Origin of the sequence: Streptomyces sp. ST2-7A (assembly GCF_021390475.1) — a bacterium.
Lineage (GTDB): Bacteria > Actinomycetota > Actinomycetes > Streptomycetales > Streptomycetaceae > Streptomyces.
Genome location: NZ_JAJUWS010000003.1, coordinates 173734 through 193529, shown reverse-complemented (window position 1 = coordinate 193529; position 19796 = coordinate 173734). Strand labels below are relative to the sequence as shown.

At 72.4% G+C, this 19796-nt stretch carries 16 protein-coding genes and 2 tRNA genes; 15 read left to right on the top strand and 3 right to left on the bottom strand.

Features of this window, described 5'->3' with window-relative positions; all coding sequences use genetic code 11:
* The first annotated feature begins 106 nt into the window (after positions 1 to 106).
* Positions 107 to 724, top strand: a complete 618-nt coding sequence (locus tag LZF96_RS03365; protein ID WP_233865501.1) for a disulfide bond formation protein DsbA — start codon at positions 107 to 109, stop codon at positions 722 to 724.
* A gap of 138 nt (positions 725 to 862) precedes the next feature.
* On the opposite strand, the gene LZF96_RS03360 is transcribed toward LZF96_RS03365, so the two are convergent.
* Entirely contained in the window at positions 863 to 1504 is a 642-nt protein-coding gene (locus tag LZF96_RS03360; RefSeq protein ID WP_233865437.1) for a superoxide dismutase, read from the bottom strand.
* A gap of 367 nt (positions 1505 to 1871) precedes the next feature.
* Here LZF96_RS03360 and LZF96_RS03355 point away from each other — a divergent pair, with 367 nt between their 5' ends.
* The 6 genes from LZF96_RS03355 to LZF96_RS03330 all read left to right on the top strand — a co-directional run bounded on the left by LZF96_RS03355 (position 1872) and on the right by LZF96_RS03330 (position 7661).
* On the top strand, positions 1872 to 2474 hold the full coding sequence (locus tag LZF96_RS03355) for a biotin transporter BioY (protein WP_233865435.1): 603 nt from the start codon (positions 1872 to 1874) through the stop codon (positions 2472 to 2474).
* Between the two features lie 260 nt (positions 2475 to 2734).
* Positions 2735 to 3223 carry a ribose-5-phosphate isomerase gene (locus tag LZF96_RS03350; RefSeq protein ID WP_233865433.1) on the top strand — a complete coding sequence of 163 codons (489 nt, stop codon included), beginning with the start codon at positions 2735 to 2737 and terminating at the stop codon, positions 3221 to 3223.
* Positions 3224 to 4078 carry an Fpg/Nei family DNA glycosylase gene (locus LZF96_RS03345; RefSeq protein ID WP_233865431.1) on the top strand — a complete coding sequence of 285 codons (855 nt, stop codon included), beginning with the start codon at positions 3224 to 3226 and terminating at the stop codon, positions 4076 to 4078.
* Positions 4079 to 4283: 205 nt separating this feature from the next.
* Positions 4284 to 5435 carry a PP2C family protein-serine/threonine phosphatase gene (locus tag LZF96_RS03340; protein ID WP_374203076.1) on the top strand — a complete coding sequence of 384 codons (1152 nt, stop codon included), beginning with the start codon at positions 4284 to 4286 and terminating at the stop codon, positions 5433 to 5435.
* A gap of 248 nt (positions 5436 to 5683) precedes the next feature.
* Positions 5684 to 6685 (top strand): M23 family metallopeptidase, encoded by a 1002-nt coding sequence (locus tag LZF96_RS03335; protein WP_233865427.1) that lies wholly within the window; start codon positions 5684 to 5686, stop codon positions 6683 to 6685.
* A 760-nt stretch (positions 6686 to 7445) separates the two neighbouring features.
* Positions 7446 to 7661, top strand: coding sequence for a hypothetical protein (locus LZF96_RS03330; RefSeq protein WP_233865425.1), 216 nt, complete (start codon positions 7446 to 7448; stop codon positions 7659 to 7661).
* Between the two features lie 229 nt (positions 7662 to 7890).
* Here the strand turns inward: LZF96_RS03330 and LZF96_RS03325 are convergent.
* A tRNA-Gly gene (locus LZF96_RS03325) sits at positions 7891 to 7961 on the bottom strand.
* A 197-nt stretch (positions 7962 to 8158) separates the two neighbouring features.
* On the opposite strand from LZF96_RS03325, the gene LZF96_RS03320 reads away from it, so the two are divergent.
* The 5 genes from LZF96_RS03320 (at position 8159) to clpX (ending at position 13195) form a co-directional block, all read left to right on the top strand.
* A tRNA-Pro gene (locus LZF96_RS03320) sits at positions 8159 to 8235 on the top strand.
* Between the two features lie 201 nt (positions 8236 to 8436).
* Positions 8437 to 9864 carry a trigger factor gene (tig, locus tag LZF96_RS03315; RefSeq protein ID WP_233865423.1) on the top strand — a complete coding sequence of 476 codons (1428 nt, stop codon included), beginning with the start codon at positions 8437 to 8439 and terminating at the stop codon, positions 9862 to 9864.
* A gap of 292 nt (positions 9865 to 10156) precedes the next feature.
* A complete protein-coding gene (locus tag LZF96_RS03310) occupies positions 10157 to 10774 on the top strand; it encodes an ATP-dependent Clp protease proteolytic subunit (protein ID WP_308294139.1) in 618 nt (205 codons plus the stop codon).
* Positions 10775 to 10832: 58 nt separating this feature from the next.
* Positions 10833 to 11516: an ATP-dependent Clp protease proteolytic subunit gene (locus LZF96_RS03305; RefSeq protein ID WP_233865421.1), complete on the top strand. Its 684-nt coding sequence runs from the start codon at positions 10833 to 10835 to the stop codon at positions 11514 to 11516.
* 377 nt (positions 11517 to 11893) lie between these two features.
* On the top strand, positions 11894 to 13195 hold the full coding sequence (gene clpX / locus LZF96_RS03300; protein ID WP_233865419.1) for an ATP-dependent Clp protease ATP-binding subunit ClpX: 1302 nt from the start codon (positions 11894 to 11896) through the stop codon (positions 13193 to 13195).
* A gap of 176 nt (positions 13196 to 13371) precedes the next feature.
* Here clpX and LZF96_RS03295 read toward each other — a convergent pair whose 3' ends face one another.
* A complete protein-coding gene (locus LZF96_RS03295) occupies positions 13372 to 14418 on the bottom strand; it encodes a hypothetical protein (RefSeq protein ID WP_233865417.1) in 1047 nt (348 codons plus the stop codon).
* Between the two features lie 158 nt (positions 14419 to 14576).
* Here LZF96_RS03295 and LZF96_RS03290 point away from each other — a divergent pair, with 158 nt between their 5' ends.
* From LZF96_RS03290 to LZF96_RS03280, 3 genes are all read left to right on the top strand, one after another.
* Entirely contained in the window at positions 14577 to 17216 is a 2640-nt protein-coding gene (locus tag LZF96_RS03290) for a valine--tRNA ligase (protein WP_233865414.1), read from the top strand.
* Between the two features lie 491 nt (positions 17217 to 17707).
* Positions 17708 to 19315, top strand: coding sequence for a folylpolyglutamate synthase/dihydrofolate synthase family protein (locus tag LZF96_RS03285; protein ID WP_374203075.1), 1608 nt, complete (start codon positions 17708 to 17710; stop codon positions 19313 to 19315).
* On the top strand, positions 19315 to 19647 hold the full coding sequence (locus LZF96_RS03280) for a DUF4233 domain-containing protein (protein WP_233865412.1): 333 nt from the start codon (positions 19315 to 19317) through the stop codon (positions 19645 to 19647). The genes LZF96_RS03285 and LZF96_RS03280 overlap by 1 nt, the downstream gene beginning before the upstream one ends.
* The last annotated feature ends 149 nt before the right edge of the window (positions 19648 to 19796 follow it).

Sequence of the window (19796 nt, the reverse complement as noted above, 5' to 3'; positions counted from 1 at the left end):
GTTGACGGGTTGGGAGACCGGGGCACCCCTCGGCAGTACGGGTGGGACCGGTGAGGGCGGGGCCCCCGGCGGCGGGGGGGACGGAGGCGACGGCGACGGGACCCCGGTGACGGCCGACTTCTGGTTCGATCCCGGCTGCCCCTGGGCGTGGGTGACCTCCCGCTGGATGAAGGAGGTCGAGTCCGTGCGCCCGGTACGGGTGCGCTGGAACGTCATGAGCCTGACCGTCCTCAACGAGGACCGCCTCGGCGAGCTCTCCGAGGAGCACCGGGAGCGCCTGAAGCGGGCATGGGGACCGGTCCGGGTGTGCGTGGCGGTCGCCTCCGACCACGGCCCGGAGGCGCTGGACCGGCTCTACACCGAGCTGGGGGAACGGCGCCACGGGGAGGGCCGCGCGTTGGACGGGGAGACCCTCCGGGACGCCCTGAAGGCGGCGGACCTGCCGCTCGAACTCGCCGGCGAGGCGGAGTCCACCGCCCGGGACGAGGAGGTCCGCGCCTCGCACGGGCGCGGCATCGGCCTGGTCGGCCAGGACGTGGGAACCCCCGTGATCGCGGTCCCCGGCCCGGACGACGGGCCCGTGGCCTTCTTCGGTCCCGTGGTCACCCCGATGCCCCGGGGCGAGGCGGCGGGTCGACTGTGGGACGGTGTGCTGCTGGTGGCCGGTACCCCCGGCTTCTACGAACTCAAGCGATCCCGGACCGAGCGGCCCCGGATCGACTGAACCGGACGGAACGGGGGCCCGCACGTCACGACCGTGCGGGCCCCCGTCCGTTGCCACCTGCCCGGTGAGCGGTGAGAAGACGATCACGCGAGCGAGGGGTTCGGGTGGGCCGGCGCGTCGCCGGCCCGGGAGGTCTCCTCAGGGGGCGAGCAGCAGGGTGTTGGCACGCTCGCGGGCGGCGGTGTACCGGGCCGCCACGTCCTGCCAGTTCACCACCCGCCACATCGCCTCGACGAAGTCCACCTTCTGGTTGCGGTACTGCAGGTAGAAGGCGTGCTCCCAGGCGTCGAAGACCAGGATCGGCACCGAGCCCTGCCCGACGTTGCCCTGGTGGTCGTAGATCTGCTCCACGATCAGGCGTCCGCTCACCGGCTCGTACGCCAGCACGCCCCAGCCCGACCCCTGGGTGGTGGCGGCGGCCTTCGACAACTGGGCCTTGAAGCGGGCGAAGGAGCCGAAGGACTCGGCGATCGCGTCGGCCAGCTCGCCGGTGCCGTCCTTCTCCAGCGGCTCGCCGCCGCCGTCACCGGACATGTTGCGCCAGTAGATGGAGTGCAGGATGTGCCCGGACAGGTGGAAGGCCAGACTCTTCTCGAGGCCGTTGATGCCGCCCCACTGCTCCTTGACCCGCGCCTCCTCCAACTGCTCCAGGGTGTCGTTCGCCCCCTTCACGTAGGCCGCGTGGTGCTTGTCGTGGTGCAGCTCGATGATCTCCCCGCTGATCACCGGCTCCAGCGCGACGTAGTCGTACGGGAGTTCGGGGAGTGAGTAGACGGCCATGTCCGGTGCCCTTCGACGGCGTGGGTGCCCTGAATCGACCCGCGCGGGCCCTGCGCGGTTCCTCTTACTGCAATCAACTTGCAACAGCAGGCTAGCAGCAACTCCCCATGGGTGGCGGAGGGGGATCATCGGACGGCCGGCGCGTCGGACGGTTCGCGACGGGTGCCCCGGACACGGCGAGGCGTGGGGGTCGCGGCGGAACCGCGACGGGGCCGGGGTCCCACAAGGGAGAGGGCGCGGTTTTGTCGCCAAGCTCACGCCGTGCCCCGGCCACCCCTCGGTTAGCGTCGTGGAGGCCGTGACCGGGGCCGACACGCCACCGGGTCCGGCCGTGCCCGCACGTCCAACCCGCTTCTGTGGAGATCCCATGAGCACCGCCGCCGCCCACCTCGGTCCGGGCGCCGTCCTCGCCGACGTGCTGCCCGCCGGTACCGCCGCCCGCGCCCGGGCCCGCGACATCGCCCTCATCGCCGGGGGCGCCGCCCTGACCGGTGTCGCCGCCCAATTCGCCCTACCGGTGCCCGGCTCGCCCGTCCCGGTCAGCGGCCAGACCTTCGCCGTCCTGCTGGTGGGCATCTCGCTCGGCCCGCTGCGCGCCTTCGCCTCCCTGCTGCTGTACGCGCTGATCGGGATGGCGGGCATGCCCTGGTTCGCCGAGGGCGCCTCCGGCTGGGCCATGCCCACCTTCGGCTACATCCTCGGCTTCGGCCTGGCCGCCGCCGCCGTCGGTGCCCTGGCGCGACGCGGCGGTGACCGCACGATGTGGCGCACCGCCGGGACGATGGCCGTCGGCACCGTCATCATCTACGCCTTCGGCGTCCCCTACCTGGCGCTGGCCACCGGCATGGGCATCGGCCGGGCCATGGCGGTCGGCATGGTGCCCTTCCTGATCGGCGACGCCCTCAAGGCGGCGCTGGCGATGGGAGCGCTGCCGCTGGCGTGGCGGCTGGTCGGTCGTCGCGCCGACTGAGCCCCGGGATCCACCGCGGCGCTCCGCGGTTTCCCACCGCCGCGCCGCGAACGGGCGCCGGATCGAAACAGCCGATCGAACGCGACGCGCACACCTCTCGTCGACTTCGCCCGAAAGGGTGGTCTCGGTCGATCGGCGGGGAGCCGTCCCGGGGCCCCTCCGCGGCCGGGCGCGTCACCGGCGATCGATCCCGGCCGGCCCCCGACCGCGCCGCCGCCCCCGATCCGGCCCGCTCCCGACCCGCGTGCCACACTCGTGCCATGCGTGTCTACCTCGGTTCCGATCACGCCGGCTACGAGCTCAAGAACCACCTCGTCGACTGGCTCACCCAGCACGGGCACGAGCCCGTGGACTGCGGCCCGCACATCCACGACCCGCAGGACGACTACCCGCCGTTCTGCCTGCGCGCCGCCGAGCGGACCGCCGCCGACCCCTCCTCCCTGGGCATCGTCATCGGTGGCTCCGGCAACGGCGAGGCCATCGCCGCCAACAAGGTCACCGGGGTGCGCTGCGCCCTCGCCTGGAGCGAGGAGACGGCCCGCCTCGGCCGCGAGCACAACAACGCCAACGTGGTGAGCATCGGCGCCCGGATGCACACCGAGGACGAGGCCACCTCGTTCGTCGCGGTCTTCCTGGCCACCCCGTACTCGGCCGAGGAGCGCCACACCCGCCGCATCGAGATGCTCGCGGCCTACGAGACCGAGGGCGTCATGCCCCCCGTCCCCGGGCACCACCCCCGGCGGGACTGAATGCCCGAGGGACACACCATCCACCGGCTGGCCGGCCGACTCGGTGAGCGGTTCGGCGGCCGGTCGGTGCGCGTGGACAGTCCCACCGGCCGCTTCGCCGACGGTGCCGCCCTCATCGACGGCCACCGCCTGACCGCCACCGAGGCGCACGGCAAACACCTCTTCCTCTCCCTCACCGCCCCGGGCACCCCGCCCGGGGCGGCGGCCCCCGACGGGCCCGTACTCACCCGGCTCCTCCACGTCCACCTCGGCCTGTACGGCTCCTTCCGGCTGCACCGGGGCCCCGCCGGGGAGCCGGAGGGACAGGTGCGGCTGCGGCTGGCCACCGAGGAGGACCACGCCGTGCTGCGCGGCCCCCGGGTCTGCGAGCTGATCACCCGGGGCGAGAAACAGGAGTTCCACCGCTCGCTGGGCCCCGACCCGCTGCGCAACGACGCCGAACCCGATCGGGCCTTCGCCCGGATCTCCCGCAGCCGGGTCCCCGTCGCCGCGCTCCTCATGGAGCAGCGGATCCTCGCCGGGGTCGGGAACGTCTACCGGGCCGAGGTGCTGTTCCGCAACCGTGTCGATCCCCACCTGCCCGGTCGCGAACTGGACCGCGAACGCTGGGAGGCGATCTGGCGCGACCTGACCGTCCTGATGCCGGAGGGGGTGCGAACCGGCCGGATCGACACGGTACGTCCCGAGCACGCCCCCGAGGCCATGGGACGTCCGCCGCGCCGGGACGACCACGGCGGCGAGGTGTACGTCTACCGGCGACTCCACCAGCGCTGCTTCCTGTGCGGTGGGTGGATCCGCGCCGAGGAGATGCGGGGCCGGAACCTCTTCTGGTGCCCCGGGTGCCAGAAATCATGACGCTCCCCGCCCCGGATCCCATCCCGGTGCCGGTCGCGTCCCCGGCCCGACGGCGCACCGTTCTCCCGCTCCACCCCGGGTCCCCCTCGACCCCCGGGCGCGTCACCGCCCCGGTACGCGACGGCGTACGTCACCCGGCCGATACTTCGCTTCGCAACCCAACGGGAATCGACGCACCGCCCCGGGGTGGATAGGGTCGCAAATCATGGCAGGCGGCGGCACATCACCCCCGGGGGCACGGAGAACGCGAGCGCACAAGGCGCTGCGTCGTGCCCGTCTCACCATGCGCCGGACCGCCGTGGACCACTTCCGCGGCGAGGGTTCGGACGCACTGGTGCTCATCGCGCTCTTCCTCACCGTTCCCCTCATCGCCGCGGGCACCCTGCACCGCCCCGATTGGTGCCCACCGGAGGCCCTGGTGCTGCCCCTGGTGGCCGGCGGGCTGCTGCTGCGTCCCGTCAGCCTGCTCGCCCTGTACGCCGCCACCGCCGTGGCGCTGATCACCGAGACCGCCCTGATGGAGGGGCGATCGGTGTCGCCCGACCCGATCGGCCCCGGCACCATCCTGGTGGTGGCCGCCGTCGCGCTCTCGGGGCTGTTGATCGCGCAGTTCCGCAGTCGGGTCGGGGTGCCCTGGCGCCGGGGCGGGACCATGCTCTTCGACCTGCGCGAACGCATCCGGGCGCAGAGCACCGTGCCGGCCCTGCCACCCGGCTGGCACTGTGATCTGAGCCTGCGTCCGGCCGGTGGCCAGTCCTTCTCCGGCGACTTCGTGGTCGCCGCGCGCACCGGCCCGGACCGCCGGGTGCTGGAGGTGGTGCTGACCGACGTCTCGGGCAAGGGCATGGACGCGGGCTCCCGTTCGCTCCTGCTGTCCGGCGCCTTCGGCGGGCTGCTCGGTTCGCTGCCCCCGCACTCCTTCCTGCCGGCGGCCAACGGCTACCTGCTGCGACAGAACTGGGACGAGGGCTTCGCGACCTCGATCCACCTGGTGCTCGACCTGGACACCGGTGATTTCGAGCTGCTCTCCGCCGGCCACCTGCCCGGTGTGCAGTACGCGGCGGCCACCGGCCGGTGGCAGGAGATCGCGGCCGAGGGGCCCCTGTTGGGCGTGTGGGACGGCGCCGAGTTCCACCCGGCCAAGGGGACGCTGCGCCCGGGCGACGTGCTGATGCTCTTCACCGACGGCCTGGTGGAGCGCTCGGACCGAGACCTGTCGGACGGCATCGACCGGCTCACCGGCGAGGCGGAGCGCCACCTCTCCACCGGGCTGCGCCGGATCGCGAGCGACCTCATCGAGAGCGTCGCCCGGGACGTCAACGACGACCGCGCCCTCATCCTCATCTACCGCGACTGATCCCGGCCCGACCGCGCGGTCGGACCGGGTCCGCCGGGGCGCGCGGGTCGGTGAGCGGAGCGGGATGTCCTCCGATCGCCGGTCACCCCCGCGACGGAATCCCGCGCCGGCCCCGGGGACGGGGGCCGGTCCCGGTGCGAACAGCGCCGATACCCCTTCCGGCCGCCGCGCCGCACTGAGCCGAACGGACGCGCCGGGCGGTGCGTCGCCGGATGCGGCACCCGGCCCGCCGGGCTTGGCTCTCCGTCATGACCCCATCGCGGAACGACTCCCGCGGCGCCCGAGCGTCCGCCCCCGGCCGCCGTCCCGTCATCGGAGGCCGCCCCGGCACCGGTTGCCGGCTGGTGGCCGGCGTCCTGGCCGCGCTCCTGTTCGCCGCCGGCGCGCCGGGAGCCGCCCACGCGGGAAGCGCCGGGGATCGTTCCCCGCTCGGGGCCCCGCAGGCCCGGGAGACCCCGCCGTCCGCCCGGACCGGCGGCGACCACCGACGACATCCGAGGGGTCCGGGGGAGCCGGACTTCCACCGGCACCGTTCTCCCGGTCCGCCGCCCCGGGCCGCCGTCGACCCGGGCGACGGTGCCGTGGGCGGTGTCCCCGACCCCGCGGGGAACCGGGCCGCCGTGCTGCTCGAGCGGTACCGAGGGCTCGGACGCCCCGGCGCCGGCCCCGGGTGGCGGAGGGTCGACCGATCGGCCGCCGTGCCACGGTTCGACCCGTTCTCCCTCCCCGGCGGCGTCCCTCTCCCCGGCCGGGGCTCCCTCCCCGCACCGGGCACGGAACCCCTCCCCGGGTGGATCCCGGGGGCCGCCGGCCCTTCCCGGCCGGCCGGTGGTGACATCGGCGGGCACTGGACCGCGCCCGTGGTGGGCTACCCGGTCTCCGCCTCCTACGGAACGCCGGGGGAGTGGCAGGCGGGCTATCACACCGGGGTGGACTTCGCCGTCCCGGAAGGGGCGGAGGTGGTCTCGGTGGGTCCCGGCACCGTGGTCTTCGCCGGTGAGTCGAGCTCGTACGGACAGCTCGTCACGGTGGAGATGGCGGACGGACACCACGCCCTGTACGCCCACCTCTCGCGCCTCCACGCGCGGCCGGGGGAACGGGTCGACGGCGGGGTGCCCGTGGGGCTGTCGGGCAACACCGGGCGCTCCAGCGGTCCCCACCTGCACTTCGAGGTTCGCGAGGGGGCCGACTACGGCACCGATGTCGATCCGGTGGCCTACCTGCGCCGGTACGGGGTCGAGATCGGATGAGCGGTGGGTGGGACGGCGTCGCGCACCGTCTCCCGGGGGGTCGGTTCCCCCGGATCGTCCGGCGGCGGACTCCTTTCGGGTCGGATAACGAACGCGCAACATTCGTCGCGCCGTGGTCGTCCGGCGGAGGAGGTGGCCCGTCCCGCGAAAGGCTCGGGAAGATGTTCGAGGGACGGGCTTCGCGATGCCGGAATCCCCCTCCGGGCCGTCCGGTGCCGGAGAGGGGCGGCGGAGCGGGGTGGGAGCGGCCCGGCCGGCAGGGGTCGGGACGACTCCGGGGATGTTCCGGGCCATTCGGGTGCCGGTTCCGTGCGGGTCCGGTGGGGGAGTCCGCGGTGGGGAGGCCGGGGTCGGAGGGTCCGCGCACGCGGGGCGATCGACGGGAAGGCGGGGCACCCCCGGCCGCCCTCCCGGACCCGGATGGGAAACCGGACGCCTCCGTGGGGCAATTCCGTCGGGGGAGCGGGGAATTCATCGGAATCGGACTCGACTCGGCGATCACGGAACGGTAACGTCCGGGACGGGGGGTCGACTTCGCGGCGGTATTCGACCAGGGGCCCGACGGTCAACGGCGACCGTGCCCCGCCACCCCGTGGGTCGGTGGTGGTGGCGTCCGACGGGCCGTCAGGATCCCCTCGACGGGGCCCGGATGCCGGCACGATGGTCCCGTGCTTGCGGGGGTGTCGGAGGGGGAAGGACCCCGGGGGCACGGCCAGGCGGCTGTGTCCGCACGCGGTGTTACGTTCGAGGGTGTGATCTTGTGATTATCTCGTTCTCGCTGGTGCTCCTCCTGGGCATCGTTCTCGTGGTGATGATCCGCGGGGGCTCGATGAAGTGGGGTCCCGCGATCATCGCGATCCTCTTCGGGTTCTCCCTGGCCTCCACCGGTGCGGCGGACCCGATACGGGACTTCCTGGAGTCGGTCAGCAACTCGATCGGTTCGTTCGACAACAGCATCAACAGCGGCGGCAGGTGATCGATCGCGATCGGGGGATCGCTCCGGCGGGGCCCCGGCGCGGGCGGACGTGTCACCGATCGTCGGGGGTGGACCCGTCCGGCGCGACGCGTCCCGCCCCCGCCTCGCGCTGCCCCGGGGCGACGGACGGCACGGCCGGGCGCGGCGGAAGGGAAACGGCTCCGACACGCGCGGGCGGCTCCGACACACGGAAAAGCCCGGCCCCGGGGAATCCGGGACCGGGCCGAGGAGCGGGTGACGGGAATCGAACCCGCGTAGCTGGTTTGGAAGACCAGGGCTCTACCATTGAGCTACACCCGCGAGACCTCGCCGCACCCGGGTCGGGCGCGCTCGACGTCACGGGGCATCCTAACAGCGTCACCGACCGCCGCCCCGCCGGGTATTCGTCTCCGGGGGTCCCGGGGTGGGTCCGAGGGCGGTTCGGGTCCGTGATCGGTGCCCCCGGCACCGGTCCGGCGGTCGGACCTGTACCCTACGTGTCGCGTCATGAGCCACCTCGGGGTGTGGCGCAGCTTGGTAGCGCGTCCGCTTTGGGAGCGGAAGGTCGTCGGTTCGAATCCGGCCACCCCGACCACGTACTATGAGGATCGCGCGTGCCTGTGTCGTGTCCGCATGTTCATGCCGCATACGGGGCGCCCCTCAAGCCAAGAAGCCCGGCTCCGACGGCCCGGACGGGGTTCGGACCATGTGTTCGGACGCAGTTCGGGCGGATCGGCGCGATCGATCCCGTCGGAACCGGGCACCACCCCAGCAGTCAGCCCCAAGGAGACCGACCGTGAAGAGCGCCGTGGAGACCCTGAACCCGACTCGGGTTCGGCTCACTGTCGAGGTGCCCTTCGAGGAGCTCAAGCCCAGCCTCGACGCGGCGTACAAGAAGATCAACCAGCAGATCACCGTCCCCGGTTTCCGCAAGGGGAAGGTGCCGGCGCGGGTGATCGACCAGCGCTTCGGCCGCGGTGCGGTGCTGGAGGAAGCGGTCAACGAGGCACTCCCGAAGTTCTACTCCGAGGCGGTCACCGAGGGTGAGCTGAATCCCCTCGGCCGCCCCGAGGTGGACATCACCGATCTCAAGGACGGCGAGGTCCTGACCTTCACCGCCGAGGTCGACATCCGCCCCGAGATCGAGATCCCGGACTACTCCGACATCGAGGTCACCGTCGACGCGGTCGAGGTCGCCGACGCCGATGTCGACGAGGCCGTCGAGCAGCTGCGCGAGCGTTTCGCCTCCACCACCGAGGTCGAGCGGGCCGCCGCCGAGGGCGACGTGGTGCGACTCGACCTCCAGGCCCGGGTGGACGGCGAGGTCCTCGAGGACGGCGTGGCCGAGGGCATCGACTACACCATCGGCTCCGGCCGCCTGCTGGACGGCATCGACGAGGCCGTCACCGGCCTGGAGGCCGGCGGCACCGCGACCTTCACCAGCGAGCTGAAGGGCGGCTCCGCGGCCGGTCGGGAGGCGGAGATCACCGTCACCGTGCACGCCGTCTCCTCCCGTGAACTGCCCGCCGCGGACGACGAGTTCGCCCAGCTGGCGAGCGAGTTCGACACCCTGGAGGAGCTGCGGGAGGACGCCCGTACCCGCCTGGCCCGACAGAAGAAGTACGACCAGGCCACCAAGGCCCAGGAGCAGGTCCTGGACGCCCTGCTGGAGCGGGTCGAGGTCCCGATGCCGGAGAACCTCCTGCGCGACGAGATCGAGACCCGCAAGCACAACCTGGTCAACCACCAGCTCGGCCGCCTGGGCATGGACCTCGACCGGTACCTGGAGATGCAGGAGAAGACCGCCGAGGAGTTCGACGAGGAACTGCGCGAGCAGGCCGAGAAGGGCATCCGCACCCAGTTCGTGCTCGACGAGATCGCCAAGAACCAGAAGGTCAACGTCAGCCAGGAGGAGCTGACCGAGCACCTGATGCGTCGGGCGCAGTCCTCCGGCATGAGCCCCGACGAATTCGCCCGCGCGGTCGTCGAGGGTGGCCAGGTTCCGATGCTGGTCGGCGAGGTCAGCCGCGGCAAGGCGCTGGCCGGGGTCGTGGAGTCCGTCCGCGTGGTGGACACCAACGGTGAGGTCGTCGACCTGGAGGACGAGGACGAGACCGAGGGCGAGACCATCACCCCGGAGGAGGCCGCGGCCACCGCCGGTGGGGACGAGCCGACCACCGACGAGAACACCGGCGAGAAGGCCGACAAGAAGGACAACGCCTGATCGAGGAGCCGCACGCGGCACCCGGAACGGGGCCGGACGTGATCCACGTCCGGCCCCGTTCCGCTCCCGGCGCAACCCCCGGGGGAACCCCACCTGCGCTCACAGCGAACAGTTTCCGAGCCGGGATGGGTCGGCCCCACCAGCGCGTTAGGGTCCGTAAAGGCAACCCCTCGACAGTACGGCCGAGTACGTGCCCCGGGGCCCCGGCCCCGGACGTTCTCGGCGACGAGCAACGACGATGCCGGCGCCCGTGCGCGAGCACGGTCGTCCAATGAATGAGCAGGTGGAATACGTGACGCTTCCGATGCCTTCCGCCGCCGCCGACCCCATTGCCGGCGGCCTCGGTGATCAGGTCTACAACCGGCTGCTCAGCGAGCGGATCATCTTCCTCGGCCAGGCCGTGGACGACGACATCGCCAACCGGATCACCGCGCAGTTGCTGCTGCTCGCGGCCGACGACCCGGACAAGGACATCAACCTCTACGTCAACAGCCCCGGTGGTTCGATCACCGCGGGCATGGCGATCTACGACACCATGCAGTTCATCAAGAACGACGTGGTGACCATCGCCATGGGCATGGCCGCCTCGATGGGGCAGTTCCTGCTCAGCGCCGGCACGCCGGGCAAGCGCTTCGCCCTGCCCAATGCCGAGATCCTGATCCACCAGCCCTCGGCCGGCCTCGCCGGTTCCGCCTCGGACATCAAGATCCAGGCCGAGTGGCTGCTGCGCACCAAGAAGAAGATGACCGAGCTGTCCGCGCGGCACACCGGCCAGAGCATCGAGCAGTGGACCCTCGACTCCGACCGCGACCGCTGGTTCTCCGCCGAGGAGGCCAAGGAGTACGGCCTGGTCGACCGGGTGATCGCCAACGCGGCGGACATTCCCGGCAGCGGCGGCACGGGTGCCTGAGAACGGCCCCTTCCGCGCAGCCCCGACCCCGTCGACAGCTCATCGCCAGGAGACCCCGATGACCGCACCGATTCCCTTCTCCGGTCCCTCCGGGACCGCCGGCCTCCCCGGTTCGGGCCGGTACGAGGGCCCGAACCCCGATTCCCGCTACGTCCTCCCGCGCTTCGTCGAGCGCACCTCCCAGGGCATCCGGGAGTACGACCCGTACGCCAAGCTCTTCGAGGAGCGGGTGATCTTCCTGGGCGTGCAGATCGACGACGCCTCGGCCAACGACGTCATGGCGCAGCTGCTGTGCCTGGAGTCGATGGACCCGGACCGGGACATCCAGATGTACATCAACAGTCCCGGCGGCTCCTTCACGGCGCTGACGGCGATCTACGACACGATGCAGTTCGTGAAGCCGGACATCCAGACCGTGTGCATGGGCCAGGCCGCCTCGGCCGCCGCCGTGCTGCTGGCCGCCGGGACCTCCGGCAAGCGGATGGCGCTCCCCAACGCGCGGGTGCTCATCCACCAGCCGTACAGCGAGACCGGCCGTGGTCAGGTCTCCGACCTGGAGATCGCAGCCAACGAGATCCAGCGGATGCGTGTCCAGCTGGAGGAGATGCTCGCCAAGCACTCCACCAAGCCGATCGAGCAGATCCGCGACGACATCGAGCGCGACAAGATCCTCACCGCCGAGGGCGCGGTGGAGTACGGTCTGATCGACCAGATCGTGACGACCCGCTCCGCCTCCGTCTGAGCGACCGGATCGCCGGCCCTCCTTCGGCGGGATGCCACCCCGTCCCGGGGGTTTCCCGCCAAGGAGGGCCATTCCGTCCGGGCGACAGGGTACCGTCGTGAGGACAGCGCGATAACGGCATCCGGCACCGACCGGGCCGCGGCTCCGGGAACGGGGTGCCGCACCCGGCCACGGAGCCGTTCGCGCGGTCCGCAGGGCTCGACACCGGCACCACACGCACCGGCACGACACCACGGACAGCACAGGCGCACACAGACATCCAGACGCGCGCGGTCGCGGCACCCGTGAACCCCCGGACGGGCTCGCGGAGCGACGGCGCACCAGGTACCAGGCACCGCCCCCTCCCGGGAGGTGCGCAGGCGAAGGGGAAGCACCTCGTGGCACGCATCGGTGACGGCGGCGACCTGCTCAAGTGCTCGTTCTGCGGGAAGAGCCAGAAGCAGGTGAAGAAGCTCATCGCGGGCCCGGGGGTGTACATCTGCGACGAGTGCATCGATCTCTGCAACGAGATCATCGAGGAGGAACTCGCGGAGTCCCCCGAGTCGGACCTCGGCGAGCTGCCCAAGCCGCGCGAGATCTACGAGTTCCTCGAGAGCTACGTGGTGGGTCAGGAACCGGCCAAGAAGGCCCTCTCGGTGGCCGTCTACAACCACTACAAGCGGGTCCGGGTGAGCGAGGAGTCGGCGCACTCACGGGACGAGGAGATCGAACTCGCCAAGTCCAACATCCTCCTGCTGGGCCCCACCGGCTCGGGCAAGACCCTGCTGGCGCAGACCCTGGCCCGGATGCTCAACGTCCCCTTCGCGATCACCGACGCCACCGCCCTGACCGAGGCCGGGTACGTCGGCGAGGACGTGGAGAACATCCTCCTCAAGCTCATCCAGGCGGCCGACTACGACATCAAGAAGGCCGAGCAGGGGATCATCTACATCGACGAGATCGACAAGGTGGCCCGCAAGAGCGAGAACCCCTCGATCACCCGGGACGTCTCGGGCGAGGGCGTGCAGCAGGCGTTGCTGAAGATCCTGGAGGGCACCACGGCGGCGGTCCCGCCGCAGGGCGGGCGCAAGCACCCGCACCAGGAGTTCCTGCAGATCGACACCTCGAACGTGCTGTTCATCGTCGGCGGAGCCTTCGCCGGACTGGACGAGATCGTGCGGGCCCGCTCCGGCGGCCGGGGGATCGGTTTCGGCGCCGACATCCGCTCCAAGCGCGATCGGGACGCCTCCGAGCTGCTGGCCGACGCCCTGCCCGAGGACATGGTCAAGTACGGGATGATCCCCGAGTTCATCGGCCGGCTGCCGGTCATCACCTCGGTGCACAACCTGGACCGGGACGCCCTGCTGCGCATCCTGGTCGAGCCGCGCAACGCCCTGGTCAAGCAGTACCAGCGACTCTTCGAACTCGACGGCGTGGAGCTGGAGTTCGACCGCCCCTCGCTGGAGGCGATCGCCGACCAGGCGATCCTGCGCGGCACCGGCGCGCGCGGCCTGCGGGCGATCATGGAGGAGGTGCTGATGTCCGTGATGTACGAGGTTCCCTCGCGTCAGGACGTCGGCCGGGTGGTCATCACCGAGGACGTGGTCCGCTCCAACGTGAACCCCACCCTGGTGCCCCGCTCCCGAATGGCGAAGCAGCGCGGCAACTCGCCGCGCACCCCCCGGGAGAAGTCGGCCTGACCCGGCGACCGGCCGGACCCCGCCCCGGCGGGTCCGGCCGGTACCCGGAACCACCGGTGGGCGCGGAGCCCCGAACGCCGGCGCGCGTCGCGCCCGTTCGGAACTCCGCGCCCACCGTCGTCGGGGGACCGGAACCTCCGGGGTCCGGCCCCCGGGAGCGGAGCCGGCGCGGCCGGTCACCCGGCGCGCTCGACCAGGGCGTCCTCCCGCAGCTGTCGGGTGTACCCGGCGGCCTCCTCCGTGGTGATGCCCTCCGGCTCCCCCATCTCGGGCATCTCCTCCAGGGACGGGTCGATGTCGGCGGGCAGCGAGGGGAAGGGCACGTAGTAGGTCAGCCCCACCGTGCTGTAGTCCGCCCAGGCGCAGATCGTCATCTCCAGCGTGTACCCGAAGTCGGCGTCCGGCTCGGTGCCCCGGGCGATCTGGCACTTCAGCGCGGCCTCCTCGTAGGTGAACGACTCGGCCGTGCCGACCAGTTCGATCTCCTCACCCTCCTCCTCGGCGAGACTCTGCGCGAACTGCAGGAAGATCAGGTCAACCGTCTGCTGCGGGTTCTCCACCTCGCCCCACATACCGCCGAAGCCCATGCCGATCCTGCCCCACTCCGGGACCGGGGAGTCGGAGTCGGGCACCAGGTAGGAGCCGCCGACGCTCTCCATGTCGGCGAGACCGGCGTCCTCCAACTCCTGCTCGGAGAGCATGGAGGAGCCCCCCTCGTCCTCCGACAACACGAACTCGCCGCTCTGCTGCGGCAGCGTCAGGTCGTACCGCGTGTCCGGACGCGGACCGAGGGCGTTGTCACCACCGGAGAGGACGGTGTACAGCCCGCCGCCGACCACGGCCAGGGCCGCGACCACGGCCACCGTGATGCCGATCGTCCGACCCCTGCCGCTCTTCCCCGCAGGAGCACCCGGCGCCGGCGCGCCCGCCTGCTGGGGGTAGCCGTATCCGGGCTGACCGGGCTGACCGGACTGCTGGGGGTAGCCGTATCCCGGCTGACCCGGCTGACCGCCCGGCTGCTGGGGATACCCGTAACCGGGCTGCCCCGGGGGCGGTTGTTGCGGATACCCGTAACCCGGCTGCGCGCCCGGCTGCGGCTGCGCGTAGGGGTTCCCGCCGGTGGGCGGCTGTCCCGGCGGGGGCGTCCCGTACGGGCCGGGCTGACCGGGCTGACCGGGCTGCGGGCCCTGCTGCCCGTACGGCCCCGGCTGCTGGTGACTCATCTGTGTACCCCTCTGGGCGGGAGTTCGGATATCGGGGGCCCATCCTGGCCGACCGGAGGCGCTGCTGTACATCCGGAGTCCGGGCTCCCGGTCGAGGGGCGCCCCGGGCCGGGAAACCGGGTCGAGGGCGGCCCTCCGCCGTCGATGGACCGGGCCCGGTGACCGAGAACACTCAGCAGCCCGCCACCGGGCCACACGGCGCCCCCACCGACCTGCCCAGCCGCTACGTCCCGGCGGAGGTAGAGGGGAAGCTGTACGAGCGCTGGGTGGAGCGCGGCTGGTTCGAGGCCGACGCGAAGAGCGACAAGCCCCCGTACGCCATCGTCATCCCGCCGCCGAACGTCACCGGCAGCCTGCACCTGGGCCACGCCTTCCAGCACACCCTCATGGACGCCCTGACCCGCCGCAAGCGGATGCAGGGGTACGAGGTGCTCTGGCTGCCCGGCATGGACCACGCCGGCATCGCCACCCAGAACAAGGTCGAGCAGCAGCTCGCCGAGGAGGGGAAGTCCCGGCACGACCTCGGCCGCGAGGAGTTCGTCGAGCGGGTCTGGCGGTGGAAGGAGGAGTACGGCGGGAAGATCCTCGGCCAGATGCGGCGCCTGGGCGACGGCGTCGACTGGTCCCGTGAGCGCTTCACCATGGACGAGGGCCTGTCCCGGGCCGTGCGGGCCATCTTCAAGCGGCTGTACGACGACGGACTGATCCACCGCGCCGAGCGCATCATCAACTGGTGCCCGCGCTGTCTGGCCGCGATCTCCGACATCGAGGTCGACCACGAGGACCGCGACGGCGAACTGGTCTCCATCCGCTACGGCGAAGGGGAGAACTCGCTCGTCGTCGCGACCACCCGGGCCGAGACGATGCTCGGCGACACCGCCGTGGCCGTCCACCCCGACGACGAGCGCTACCGGCACCTGATCGGCACCGAGGTCCGGCTGCCGCTGACCGACCGGAGCATCCCGGTCGTCGCCGACCCGCACGTCGATCCGGAGTTCGGCACCGGCGCGGTCAAGGTCACCCCGGCCCACGACCCCAACGACTTCGAGATCGGCCGCCGGCACGACCTGCCCTCGCTCACGATCATGGACGAACGCGCTGTCATCACCGTCCCCGGCCCGTTCGAGGGGCTGGACCGGTTGGAGGCCCGCTCGGCCGTCGTCGGCGCGCTGCGCTCGCAGGGCCGGATCGTCGCCGAGAAGCGCCCCTACGTCCACTCCGCGGGCCACTGCTCCCGCTGCAAGACCATCATCGAGCCACGGCTGTCCCTGCAGTGGTGGGTCCGGGTCGAGCCGCTGGCCCGCGCCGCCGGCGACGCGGTCCGCGACGGCCGGGTCGCCATCCACCCGCCGGAGATGGCCGGGCGCTACTTCCAGTGGGTCGACAACATGCACGACTGGTGCATCTCGCGCCAGCTGTGGTGGGGCCACCGCATCCCGGTCCGGTACGGGCCGGACGGCGAGGTCGTCTGCGTGGGCCCCGAGGAGGAACCGCCGACCGGCGAGGGCTGGACGCAGGACACCGACGTCCTGGACACCTGGTTCTCCTCCGGGCTGTGGCCCTTCTCCACCCTCGACTGGCCCGACGAGACCGCCGACCTGGCGAAGTTCTACCCGACCGATGTCCTGCTGACCGGCCACGACATCATCTTCTTCTGGGTCGCCCGGATGATGATGTTCGGCCTGTACGCCATGGACGGCACGCCGCCCTTCCACACCATCGCCCTCACCGGCCTGGTCCGCGACGAGCGCGACAAGAAGATGTCGAAGTCCTTCGGCAACGTCGTGGACCCGCTGGACTGGATGGACGCCTACGGCTCCGACGCCGTCCGCTTCACCCTGGCGCGCGGCGCCAACCCCGGCGTGGACGTCCCGATCGGCGAGGACTGGGTCCAGGCCTCCCGCAACTTCGCCAACAAGGTCTGGAACGCCACCCGCTTCGCGCTGATCAACGGCGCCACCGTGGAGGGCCCGCTGCCGGCCGCCGAGCGGATGTCGGCCACCGACCGGTGGATCCTCTCCCGGTTGGACGCCGTCCTCGGCGAGGTCGACACCCACTACGACGACTACCAGTTCGCCAAGCTCTGCGATGCCCTCTTCCACTTCGCGTGGGACGAGGTCTTCGACTGGTACGTCGAGCTGAGCAAGACCACCTTCCAGGCCGACGGCGAGGCGGCCGAGGTCTCCCGCCGGGTGCTCGGCGAGGTCCCGGACGTCCTGCTGCGCCTGCTGCACCCGATCACGCCGTTCGTCACCGAGGAGCTGTGGACCACCCTCACCGGGCGCGATTCCGTGATGGTCGCCGACTGGCCGACCGCCGGTGGGTTCCGCGACGAGGCGGCCGAGCGCGAACCGGCCGAGGTGCGGCGTCTGGTCACCGAGGTCCGCCGGTTCCGGGCCGACCAGGGTCTGCAGCCGGGCCAGCGGGTCCCCGCCCGCGTGGAGCTGGCCGGTACCGGCTTGGAGGCGCACGAGGAGGCCGTCCGTTCCCTGCTGCGGCTCCAGCCCGCCGGCCCCGACTTCACCGCCTCCGCCACCCTCCCGGTGGCCGGCGCGGAGGTCGCCCTCGACCTCTCCGGCGCGGTGGACACCGAGGCCGAGCGCAAGCGCCTGACCAAGGACCTGGCGGCGGCCGAGAAGGCCGAGAAGGAGTTGGCGCAGACCACGGCCAAGCTCGGCAACGAGAAGTTCCTGGCCAAGGCCCCGGAGCCGGTGAAGGAGAAGATCCGGGCCCGGCGCGAGGCGGCCGAGGCGGACATCGCCCGCCTCACCGCCCAGCTGGGGCGCCTGGCCGGCTGAGCCGGGCGTCGCGCACGGCCCGCGCGCGACGCGAGGTGCGAACCCTCCGGTGCCCGCGTCCTTCCGGGACGCGGGCACCGGCGCGTCCCGGCATCGGCGCGTCCCGGCATCGGCGCGTCCCGGCACCGGCACCCGGCCGGGGCCGGTCCCGGCGCACATCCGTCCGTGCGCGCGGCTTCGACCCGCGCCCGGTCGTGCGGTGGCCGCGTCCGGCTTCGGCGCGTGTCCGGGGCGGTCCGGCTCGGCGCGTGTCCGGCCATGCGCCCGACCGCGTGCCCGCCTTCCGGGTGTCCGGCCGGGCACCCGGCTTCGGCGTCCGCCCGGTCGTGGGTTCGGTTCGGAGTGTGCTCGGCCGTGTGTCCGGTTCCCGCGCCCGGCTGCGACGCGTGCCCGGCCGGGCGCCGGCTCCCGGGCACCCGATCGGCGCCGGTACCCACCGGTCGGCCCCTCCGCCCGCCGTGCGCGGGTGATCCATCCGTAGAATCGGGGGCGTGAGTGACAGCACCGGTGCCCCCGGCTCCCCCGACCCGGCCGACCGTCCCGACGAGGGCGGTGCCGGGCAGTCGGCCCGCCCGGCGGATCCCGGGGCGGTCTCCCCGGCCGACGTCGCCTTCGAGAGCATCGTGGACAACGAGACCGACCGGGACCCCGACCTCGCCGTCATCGAGGCCGGCAGCCGCACTCTGCGCGCCTCCGTCGGTCCCGCCGCCTCCGCGGGCGAGCAACTGCCCGGCACGCCGAGCGACCCGGCGGTCGCCGAGGCCCTGCGCGAGGTGGAGAAGGAACTGCTGGACCGTTGGCCGGAGACCCGGCTGGATCCTTCCCTGGCACGCATCGAGGCACTGATGGACGTGCTGGGGGAGCCCCAGCGCGGCTACCCGGCCATCCACCTGACCGGCACCAACGGCAAGACCACCACCGCCCGCATGATCGAGGCCCTGTTCGGCGCCTTCGAACTGCGCACCGGCCGGTTCAGCAGCCCCCACGTCCAGTCCATCACCGAACGCATCAGCCTCGACGGCCGGCCGATCGCCCCCGAGCGCTTCGTCGAGGTCTACCGCGATCTGCGTCCCTACCTCGACCTGGTGGACGCCGCGCAGGAGCACCGACTCTCGTTCTTCGAGGTGCTGACCGCCATGGCGTACGCGGCCTTCGCGGACGCGCCGGTGGACGTCGCCGTGGTCGAGGTCGGCATGGGCGGTTCCTGGGACTGCACCAACGTCATCGACGCCGGGGTCGCCGTCCTGACCCCCATCGCGCTGGACCACACCGACCGCCTGGGCGACACCCCCGAGCGCATCGCGGTGGAGAAGGCCGGGATCATCAAGTCCGGTGCCACGGTCGTCCTCGCCGGACAGACCGTCGAGGCCGCCGCGGTGGTGCTGCGCCGGGCGGTGGAGGTGGACGCGACCGTCGCCCGCGAGGGTATGGAGTTCGGCGTGCTCTCCCGTGAGGTCGCCGTCGGCGGCCAGCTGCTGACCCTGCGCGGGCTGGGCGGGGAGTACCCCGACGTCTTCCTTCCCCTGCACGGCGCCCACATGGCGCGCAACGCCGTCGTGGCGCTCGCCGCCGTCGAGGCCTTCTTCGGTATCGGCGCCACCCGGGCCCGCACCCTGGACCCGGAGATCGTCCGGCAGGCCTTCGCCACCGTCACCTCGCCGGGTCGGCTGGAGGTGGTGCGCACCGGCCCCACCGTGCTCCTGGACGCCGCGCACAACCCGGCGGGAGCCGCGGCCACCGCCGAGGCGGTGGAGGAGGCGTTCGGCTTCAGCCGGTTGATCGGAGTGGTCGGCGCGACCGTCGGCAAGGACGTGCGGGGGCTGTTGGATGCCTTCGAACCGGTCTTCGCCGAGGTCGTCGTCACCCGTAACAGCGGTTCCCGCGCGGTGGACCCGGACGAGCTGGCCGCCCTGGCGGTCGAGGTCTTCGGCGAGGACCGGGTGCGGGTCGAGCCCCGTCTCGACGACGCCATCGAGGCGGCCGTCTCGCTCGCCGAGGAGGACGGCGAGGCGGCCGGTTACGGCGGTGTCGGGGTCCTGGTCACCGGCTCGGTGATCACCGTGGGCGAGGCCCGCCTGCTGCTCGGGGGCGAGAGCTGATGCGGGCGCTGTGCGCGGCGACCCTGATCGCCGAGTTCATCGTGCTGGGCCTGGCGGGCCTGGTGGCGATGGCCCTGACGGACGTGCCGACCGTGATGCTGTGGGCGGTGTGCGGCACCGCCATGGCGGGCGCCCTGCTGCTGTGCGGCCTGTTGAACCGCCGCGCCGCCGTCCCGGCGGGGTGGGTGCTACAGGTCGGGCTGATCGCCAGTGGCGTGCTGGTGCCGGCGATGTTCCTGCTGGGTGGTCTCTTCGCCGCGCTGTGGTGGGCCGCCGTCCACTACGGTCGGGAGATCGACGCCATCAAGGCCTCCCGCGCGGCCGAGGGCTGATCCCGGGTCGGTCGCCGGCCGGCTGCTCCCGGTGGGGGAGTGGCCCGTCGCCGGGTCCCGACGCGGTCCCTCCGGCGCGCCGTTCCCGGTGGCCCGGCGCGTTCCGACCACGCCCCCGGCCCGGGGCGCGGGTCCTTCCCCGACCGTGC